Source organism: Sphingobium wenxiniae (assembly GCF_007830065.1).
In the GTDB taxonomy this organism is placed as follows: domain Bacteria; phylum Pseudomonadota; class Alphaproteobacteria; order Sphingomonadales; family Sphingomonadaceae; genus Sphingobium; species Sphingobium wenxiniae.
Genome location: NZ_VLKK01000005.1, coordinates 238,107 through 246,865 on the forward strand (window position 1 = coordinate 238,107; position 8,759 = coordinate 246,865).

Here is an 8,759-nt window from a genome sequence, read left to right on the forward strand (position 1 = left end):
CCGAAGCGGTCCAGGGACGGGCCGGTGACGCGCAAATGATGGCAAGGCCGCCATCCTGACTTTCGGTTCGCAAGCCGAGGGTCCGGATGGCGGCCTTTTTCTTTATCCGGAGATACGGGGATGGATTTTCAGGTCGGGAACGAAAGCCGGACGGAGGATGGAGCGGTGATCCTCATCCCGGCGGAAGGCGTTCGGGAGCATCTGGTCGTCGTCGGCAACGGCATGGCCGGGTGCCGCGCGATCGAGGAACTGCTGGCGCGGGACGCGGGGCGCTATCGCGTCACGATTTTCGGGGCCGAGCCGCATGTGAACTATAACCGCATCATGCTTTCGCCGGTTCTGGCGGGAGAGAAGACGTTCGAAGACATCGTCATCAACAGCCGCCAATGGTATGATGAGAATGACATCGAACTGATCGCGGGCGATCCGGTGACGGCGATAGACCGCGCCGCCAAGACCGTCACGAGCCGATCGGGCCGCACCGTGGGCTATGACAAGCTGCTGATCGCCACCGGGTCGGACCCCTTCATCATTCCGGTGCCGGGGAAGGATTTGCCCGGCGTCATCAGCTTTCGCGACATGAAGGATGTGGACACCATGCTGGAGGCCGCTGCGAATGGCGGCGGCGCGGTGGTGATCGGCGGCGGGCTTCTGGGGCTGGAAGCGGCGCATGGCCTGACGCTGCGCGGCATGAAGGTGACGGTGATCCACCTGATGCCGACGCTGATGGAGCGCCAGTTGGACGAGGCGGCGGGCTGGTTGCTCAAGACCGCGCTGGAAGGGCGCGGCCAGACCATCCTGACCGGGGCCGACACGGCGGAAATCTATGGCGAGGGCCAGGTCGAGGGTGTTCGCCTGAAGGACGGGCGCGACATCCCCGCCAGCCTTGTGGTGATGGCGGTGGGCATCCGTCCTTCGGTCGCGCTCGCGCGGGAGGCGGGGCTGGATATCGGGCGCGGCATCAGGGTCGACGATCATATGGTGACGAGCGACCCCGATGTGTTCGCGGTCGGCGAATGTGTCGAGCATGACGGCAACGTCTATGGCCTTGTCGCGCCGCTCTGGGACATGTGCCGCAGCCTTGCCGACGGCCTGACGGACCGGCATACGGGCTATCGCGGCTCCGTCACTTCGACCAAGCTCAAGGTCGCGGGACTGGACGTCTTTTCCGCCGGAGACTTTTCCGGTGGCGAGGGATGCGAGGATATCGTCCTGCGCGACGCTTCGCGCGGCGTCTACAAGCGCGTCGTGGTCAAGGACGACAAGGTCATCGGCGCGGTGCTCTATGGCGATACGGCGGATGGCGGCTGGTATTTCGACCTTCTCAGAAAGGGCGAGGACGTCGGCGAAATCCGCGACCTCCTGATCTTCGGCCAGGCCTTCGCCTCCGGAGGTGGGCAGGCGGACCCTAAGGCGGCCGTTGCGGCGCTCTCGGACGATGCCGAGATTTGCGGCTGCAACGGCGTCAGCAAGGGGCAGGTCGTCGCCTGTGTCGAAGCGGGGAATTGCACGCTGGATGCCGTCCGCGCCACCTGCAAGGCGTCGGCGAGTTGCGGGAGCTGCACGGGACTTGTCGAAACCCTGCTCGCGGTGACGCTGGGTGACGATTATTCCGGTGAGCGCGCGACCAGGACGGTTTGCAAATGCACCAGCTTCGGCCATGACGATGTTCGCCGCGAAATCGTGGCGCAGGGAATGAAATCCATCCCCGAAGTCATGCACAAGCTGCACTGGTCGACTCCTGACGGCTGTTCCTCCTGCCGCCCGGCGCTCAATTATTATCTGCTCTGCGCGCTGCCCGGCGGATATCGGGACGACCAGCAGAGCCGCTTCGTCAATGAACGGATGCACGCCAATATCCAGAAGGACGGCACCTATTCGGTCGTGCCGCGCATGTGGGGCGGCCTCACCAACCCGCGTGAATTGCGCGCCATCGCGGATGTGGTCGAGAAATATAATGCCCCGATGGTGAAAGTGACGGGCGGCCAGCGGCTCGACATTTTCGGCATCAGGAAGGAGGATCTGCCCGCCGTCTGGGCCGACCTCAATGCCGCGGGCATGGTGTCGGGCCATGCCTATGGCAAGTCGCTCCGCACGGTGAAAACCTGCGTGGGCAGTGAATGGTGCCGCTTCGGCACGCAGGATTCGACCGGCCTTGGCGTGAAGATCGAGCGGATGACCTGGGGATCGTGGATGCCCCATAAGTTCAAGATCGCCGCCTCCGGCTGCCCTCGCAATTGCGCGGAGGCGACGATCAAGGACTTCGGCGTGGTCTGCGTGGACTCGGGCTATGAACTGCATGTCGGCGGCAATGGCGGCATCCACGTCCGCGCCACCGACCTTCTTTGCAAGGTCGCGACCGAGCAGGAGGCGCTGGATTACTGCGCCGCCTTCATCCAGCTCTATCGCGAGGAAGCCCGCTATCTGGAGCGCACCGCGCCGTGGATCGGGCGTGTAGGCGTCGACTATGTGAAAAGCCGGATCGTCGAGGATGACGAGGGCCGCGAGGCGCTTCGTGCCCGCTTCCTCTTCTCCCAAAGCTTCAGCCAGGAAGACCCCTGGGCGCGCCGCGCCGGGGGCGAAGATGCCGAACTGCACCAACATCTCGCCGAAGTGCGTCCCATGGAGTTTGTCGTATGACCGTCTCGAACAATGTCGGAGATTGGCTGGATATCGGCCCGGTGAGCCAGATATCCCCCGGCAACGCCCGGACGCTGCCGGTGCGCGGCGGGGAGGAGATCGCGATCTTCCACACGCTCGACAATCAGTTCTACGCTCTGGTCAACAAATGCCCGCACAAGCAGGGGCCGCTGAGCCAGGGCATCGTCCATGGCAATGTCGTCGCCTGTCCGCTGCACAACTGGAACATCTCGCTCAAGTCCGGTGAGGCGCTGGGCAGCGATGAGGGATGCGTGCCGACCGTCCCGCTCAAGGTCGATGCAGGCCGCATCTACCTGTTGCGCGAAGCGGTGATCCCGTCCCGAACCGCAAGAAAGGCGGCCTGACGGCGATGCAACCGATCCGCACAACCTGCGCCTATTGCGGCGTCGGCTGCGGCATAACGGCCATGCCGACCGGCCCGCGTTCCGTGCAGATCAAGGGGGATGAGGCGCATCCGGCCAATGGCGGGCGGCTCTGTTCCAAGGGCACGCATCTGGGCGAGACGGTGGGCCTGACAGGCCGCCTGCTCCATCCGATGATCGGCAAGCGGCGGGCAAGCTGGGACAAGGCGCTTGACCTTGTGGCGAAGCGGTTTCGCGAAACCATCGACCGTCATGGTCCCGACAGCGTTGCCTTCTATGTCTCCGGCCAGTTGCTGACCGAGGATTATTATGTCGCCAACAAGCTGATGAAGGGCTTCATCGGCTCGGCCAATATCGACACCAATTCGCGCCTTTGCATGTCGAGCGCGGTTGCGGGGCACAATCGCGCCTTTGGGGAGGATGTGGTGCCCGCCACCTATACCGATCTGGAGGAAGCGGACCTGATCGTGCTGGTCGGCTCCAACACCGCCTGGTGCCATCCGATCGTCTATCAACGTATTCAGGCCGCCCGCGCCGCGCGGGGCGCGAAGCTGATCGTGATCGACCCGCGCCGCACCGAAACCTGCGAAGACGCGGACCTGCACCTTCCGGTGAAACCCGGCACGGACGTCGCGCTGATGAACGGCTTGCTCGCATGGTGCGATCAGGCCGGTGTTATCGACCCGGCCTTCATGGCCCATCATGTGAACGCGCCCGAAGGCTTCTGGGAGCATATCCGCGCGGGTCACGATCTCTGGAGCACCGCGAAGACATGCGACCTTGCGCCCGCGCTGCTCCAGCAATTCTATGAACTGTTTGCAGCGGCCCCGCGCACCGTCACCCTGTTCAGTCAGGGCATCAACCAGTCGATCCGCGGCACGGATCAGGTGAACGCGATCATCAACGTCCATCTTGCCACGGGACGCATCGGCAAGCCGGGCGCCGCGCCTTTCTCGATCACCGGCCAGCCCAATGCGATGGGCGGGCGCGAAGTCGGCGGCCTTGCCTCGACGCTGGCCGCGCACATGGACTTCGCGCCGGACAATGTGGAGCGGGTGGGCCGCTTCTGGGCCGCGCCGCGCATGGCCGCCAAACCGGGCTTGAAAGCGGTCGACCTGTTCCGCGCCATGGGCGAAGGACGGATCAAGGCGCTGTGGGTGATGGCGACCAACCCCGCCGTCTCGCTGCCCGACGCCGGCCGCGTGCGCGAGGCGCTGGAATCCTGCCCCTTCGTGGTCGTGTCGGATGTGATCGCCGACACCGACACCAGCGCTTATGCCGATGTCCGCCTTCCCGCCGCAGGATGGGGGGAAAAGGACGGCACCGTCACCAATTCGGACCGCACGATCAGCCGCCAGCGTCCCTTCCTGACGCTCCCCGGCGAGGCAAGGCCAGACTGGTGGATTGTCAAGGAAGTCGCCCGCCGCATGGGCTGGCGCAATGCCTTCGCCTATGAACGGCCAGCCGACATCTGGCGCGAACATGCGCGCCTGACCGCTTATCAGAATGACGGCGCGCGGCTGCTCAACCTGCGGTCCCAAGCCATCATCGGCAATGACGCCTATGAAACGATGGAGCCGTTCCGCTGGGGCGGCGCGCCCTTTGCCGACGGGCGGTTTCCGACGCCGGACGGCAAGGCGCGGCTGGTTATGGTCAAGCAGATGGACGTGCAGGCGCCGCTCCATGATTGGCCGATGACGCTCAACACCGGGCGCTATCGCGATCAGTGGCACACGATGACCCGCACCGGCCTGTCGCCGAAACTGGCGCGGCATCGGGAAGAGCCGCTGGTCGAAATCCATCCCCACGACGCGCAGGCGCTGGGCCTGGAGGAAGGCGACCTCGCCCGTGTTTCCACGCCGCAGGGCGACAGCCTGTTCCGGGCGGCGCTGAGCGAAGGCCAGCGTCCCGGCGAGATATTTACGCCGATCCACTGGACCGACCAGATATCGACCGGCGGCCGCACCGGCCTCTTGCCGCGTCCGCTCACCGATCCTCACTCCGGCCAGCCCGGCTTCAAGTCCACGCCCGCCCGCGTCGAACGGCAGATGACGGAATGGAAAGGCTTCCTCATCCTTCGCGGCACGGAACCGGTGCGAGTCCCCTGTCTTTGGGCGACACGCGTCACCGTGCCGGATGGTGCGCTCTACGAGGTCGCGGGTCATGGCGATCCTGCGCGGCTGGATGCCTGCCTGCCCAAAGGCGACAGGGTGGAAGCCATCGACGTTACGCGCGGCACTCGCCGCGTCGCCATCATCAGCGACGGCCAACTGGCGGGGGTGCTGTTCGTCACGCGCAGCGGCATTCTGCCGTCCCGCGACTGGCTGATCGGCCAGCTTCAGGCACAGGAAGTCGGTGCGTCGGTCCTTGCCGCGCGCGGGCCGGGGAATCAGCCGGACAAGGGCGCGACCATCTGTGTCTGCTTCGACATTGGTCTCAATCAGATCGTGGCAGCCATCCGCGAACAGAGCCTCGTCGACATTCCCGCCATCGGCAAGGCGCTGGGCGCGGGCACCAATTGCGGATCCTGCCGCCCCGCGCTTGCCAATATCCTTGCCCAAACCATGCGGGAGACGCTTCATGCAGCCGAATGAACTTATCGCGCCCGGCCAGGTCTGGCTGGTCGGCGCGGGACCGGGCGACCCGGACCTGCTCACCCGCAAGGCCGAAAAGCTGATCGTGGCGGCACAGATCGTCTTCCACGACGCGCTGGTGGGGCCGGGCGTGCTCGACCTGATCCCCGAAGGCGTGGAGCGGGTGAGCGTCGGCAAACGATCCGGCCGCCACAGCAAGGCGCAGGAAAATATCAACGACCTGCTGCTGACGGCGGCCAGGGCGGGCAAGCGGGTCGTGCGTCTCAAGGGCGGCGACCCTTCGGTCTTCGGCCGCTCGGCGGAGGAAATGGCGCATCTGGCGGAGGAAGGCATAGGGGTGAGCATATGCCCTGGCATCACCACCGCCAGCGCGGCGGCGGCGAGCGGCAACGCCTCGCTCACCTTGCGCGGCGTGGCGCGGGGGCTGACGCTGGTGACGGCGCATCTGAAAGCGGGCGAGCCGCTCACGCTCGACTGGGAAACGCTGGCGCGGCCCGGCGGCACGCTGGGTATCTATATGGGCCGTGCTGCCGCAGGGGAGATCGGCCGCTCCCTGATTGCCGCCGGACGCGATCCCGAAACGCCGGTTATGGTGGCGGTGAACGTCTCGCTGCCCAACGAACGGCTGATCCGGGGCAGGCTGTCGGCGCTCGCCTTCCTTGTCGAGACGGTAAGCGATGACGACCCGACTCTGCTTCTTATAGGAGAAGCCATGAGCGGCATTAATGAATGGAGGCCACAACTACCCATCGCGGGTCATAAGGCCGGAAGCCTTCTCTGCTGAGCGCAAACGACTGTCGTGCGCTGGATATTCAAAGGCTTGCCGATTCCACCCGATACCCGGAAAGGCACCGGCGGTTAACAAGAATTTGGCGGGTGTGTGGATCGCGCCGCCCGGAAGCCAACAGGTCTCCCCGCTCAGGACTTTCCCTGGGCGCCTTCATGATCCGATCGGGTTCCGGTATCCGGCTGAAGCTTGTCCTTCTTGGTGACGGATGTCGGTTCGGGGTCGGCGCCCGTGGCGGTTTTTTCCTCATCGCGCGATCCTACGTCCCTAGCGATGTTGCCTCCGCCGGTTCCGCCCTGTCCGGGGGTTTCCGGAACGTCGCGCAATTGGCTGTCATCCTGCGTGCGGCTGTCACGGTTCTGGTCGGTCATTTTTGCTCTCCTTGCCTGGCCGCATCGCTATTGCGGCAGCGTCGCCATGTTTTCCTCTCTGCCGCCGATCAGGGGAGGGGCGCCTATGCGTCGTCCCGCCTCACTTTTTCGCCTGCTCCCTCCTGACCCGCGCGGCTGTCATTTTCCTCGCCGTGGCGAGTCATCGTCTTGGGATCGTAGTTGGAGGGGACGGCGCCCCCGCTGAGCGGGTCGCGCGCCGGTTCCCGATCGAGTGTATCGCTCGGCTGCCGGGCCGCGCCCTCCGGCTGGTTTTCCGTGGATATGTTAGGATCGCGGGTCCGCTTGGTCGGGCGCGGCCGGTCGTCGCGCTGATCGTCGTTCATCGGGATACTCCTTATTCAAGGGGGCGTCAGGCCAGCTTCAACCCTTCCCGATTCATCCTTCGGGTCAGCCGGTTGGCGGCCTGATGATCCAGTGCCTGCCTGAGCCGGGGGAAAAGCTCATCCTCCTCCCGCCGCATATGGCTTTCGATGTCGGTGCGAAAGGCGGCCAGCCTGGTCTGAAAAGCCGCATCGTCCTTCACCAGATCGGTCAGGTCATAGAGATATTGCTTAACATAGCCGTGATCGCCGTTCAGCGCGTCGGCTTCCGCCTCCATGCCCGCATCCCGCATGGCGGGATAGATGGCATTCTCTTCTTCCAGCGCATGTTTGCCCAATGCATGCTTGAGCTGCATCAGCAGGAGTGTGCGCTTGCCTTCCGCGTCTGCTGGTACGTCCCGCAGCTTGTCGAAGAGGGCGAGCGCCATATCGTGCTCGGCCGCGAGCGCCTTGTCCCACTCGCCTGCCAGCGCGGTGGGCGCCTGCACCGCCAGTTTTCGGCCGACTATGCCCAGAAATGCAAGACCGGCGCCGATGCCCGCGCCGACCAGCATGGCGCCGCTGTTGGAATGGGATGGATGAGCATGTGTCGCCACGATTTTCCCTCCTATGGGTTGGCCTTTCATAACGAGGGGTCGAGGCGGACGTTCCCGCCGCAGCCGCAAGACGTATCGGGCATTCACTCATGTTATCGGGAAGGCGCTTTGGCGCATCTTTCGCAAGGGCGAAGGAACGGCACGAGCCATGAGCCGGTTGCGACTTTAGTTACACCAAACGGAGATGGATCATGAAGCGGAAGGCAGGCGAACATGTTCCCGAAAAGACGCAGACCCCGCGCGGGCCGCTGGGCGACGCCCTGCCGGGACGGGAAGAGGAAGACCCCCGGACGCCGGGCGGCCAGAAGCCCGAACCCGTATCCAAACGGCCCGTTGTGGGTAGCGTCACGCCGGACGATTATCCCTTGTCGGATCGGCGGGATTCGCGCCCGGACGGAAAGGGCATGGACCGTCCGCGGGATGGAAAGCGAAGCTGAACCGATCGTCGCGGAGGCGGATGCCCCGTGAACGCTCAGGAAGGGTTTATTGGCGTTGAAGCATCAGCGCCTTTGCCTGATACCGCACGGCCAGTTCGGCATGAACCGCGACCGCGCTCTGGTCTTCGCCTCGCAATCGCGCAGCCGCCGCCTTCCGATTCTCTTCCTGGGCCCGACGCGCGAAATAGAAAGCATCCTGCGGACTCATCACATCTCTCTTCCTATGTTTTTTCTCTTCTTATGTTCTCTGGGAAACATAGCTTTGAACCGCCCCGGGTTTGTCGGAGGCCATTTGGTTTAAGTTACGCAGCCATGGGTTGGTCGTCCAGCATGGCATAATATCGTTCTTCGGCTTCGGCGGGCGGGATATTGCCGTTGGGCTCCAGCAGTCGTCGGTTGTTGAACCAGTCGACCCATTCCAGCGTGGCATATTCGACCGCTTCGAACGACCGCCATGGGCCTCGCCGGTGGATCACCTCGGCCTTGTAAAGGCCATTGATTGTCTCGGCCAAAGCGTTGTCATAGCTGTCGCCGACACTGCCAACCGACGGTTCGATACCGGCTTCGGCAAGGCGCTCGGAGTATCTGATCGAGACATATTGGCTGCCGC

The 8,759-nt window shown here is 64.5% G+C and carries 10 protein-coding genes; 5 read left to right on the forward strand and 5 right to left on the reverse strand.

All coding sequences use genetic code 11. The annotated features are described in order from the left end of the window. Nucleotides 1–120 precede the first annotated feature (120 nt). The 4 genes from nirB to cobA are packed head-to-tail and all read left to right on the forward strand — an operon-like array spanning nt 121 to nt 6,401. Nucleotides 121–2,640, forward strand: coding sequence for a nitrite reductase large subunit NirB (gene nirB, locus IQ35_RS09210; protein WP_145072822.1), 2,520 nt, complete (start codon nt 121–123; stop codon nt 2,638–2,640). Beyond that, entirely contained in the window at nt 2,637–3,005 is a 369-nt protein-coding gene (gene nirD / locus IQ35_RS09215) for a nitrite reductase small subunit NirD (RefSeq protein WP_021243144.1), read from the forward strand. Before nirB ends, nirD begins: the two co-directional genes overlap by 4 nt. A 5-nt stretch (nt 3,006–3,010) precedes the next feature. Further along, complete coding sequence (locus tag IQ35_RS09220; RefSeq protein ID WP_145072825.1) at nt 3,011–5,617, forward strand: nitrate reductase; 2,607 nt, start codon at nt 3,011–3,013, stop codon at nt 5,615–5,617. Continuing rightward, nucleotides 5,604–6,401, forward strand: a complete 798-nt coding sequence (gene cobA / locus IQ35_RS09225) for a uroporphyrinogen-III C-methyltransferase (protein ID WP_021243142.1) — start codon at nt 5,604–5,606, stop codon at nt 6,399–6,401. The genes IQ35_RS09220 and cobA overlap by 14 nt, the downstream gene beginning before the upstream one ends. 134 nt (nt 6,402–6,535) lie before the next feature. On the opposite strand, the gene IQ35_RS09230 is transcribed toward cobA, so the two are convergent. The 3 genes from IQ35_RS09230 to IQ35_RS09240 all read right to left on the reverse strand — a co-directional run bounded on the left by IQ35_RS09230 (nt 6,536) and on the right by IQ35_RS09240 (nt 7,712). Continuing rightward, nucleotides 6,536–6,775 carry a hypothetical protein gene (locus IQ35_RS09230; protein WP_021243141.1) on the reverse strand — a complete coding sequence of 80 codons (240 nt, stop codon included), beginning with the start codon at nt 6,773–6,775 and terminating at the stop codon, nt 6,536–6,538. 83 nt (nt 6,776–6,858) lie between these two features. After that, the gene (locus IQ35_RS09235; RefSeq protein ID WP_145072828.1) at nt 6,859–7,119 is read right to left on the reverse strand and encodes a hypothetical protein; all 261 of its coding nucleotides are present in this window, start codon (nt 7,117–7,119) and stop codon (nt 6,859–6,861) included. A gap of 26 nt (nt 7,120–7,145) precedes the next feature. After that, nucleotides 7,146–7,712: a hemerythrin domain-containing protein gene (locus IQ35_RS09240; protein ID WP_242003312.1), complete on the reverse strand. Its 567-nt coding sequence runs from the start codon at nt 7,710–7,712 to the stop codon at nt 7,146–7,148. Between the two features lie 191 nt (nt 7,713–7,903). Between IQ35_RS09240 and IQ35_RS09245 the strand changes: the two genes are divergently transcribed. Further along, nucleotides 7,904–8,149, forward strand: a complete 246-nt coding sequence (locus tag IQ35_RS09245) for a hypothetical protein (protein WP_021243138.1) — start codon at nt 7,904–7,906, stop codon at nt 8,147–8,149. A gap of 46 nt (nt 8,150–8,195) precedes the next feature. On the opposite strand, the gene IQ35_RS21210 is transcribed toward IQ35_RS09245, so the two are convergent. Together IQ35_RS21210 and IQ35_RS09250 are read right to left on the reverse strand one after the other, a co-directional pair. After that, a complete protein-coding gene (locus tag IQ35_RS21210) occupies nt 8,196–8,357 on the reverse strand; it encodes a hypothetical protein (protein WP_021243137.1) in 162 nt (53 codons plus the stop codon). Between the two features lie 94 nt (nt 8,358–8,451). Beyond that, nucleotides 8,452–8,759, reverse strand: a 308-nt coding sequence (locus IQ35_RS09250) for an integrase core domain-containing protein (protein WP_145072831.1), incomplete at its 5' end; no start/stop codon positions are given.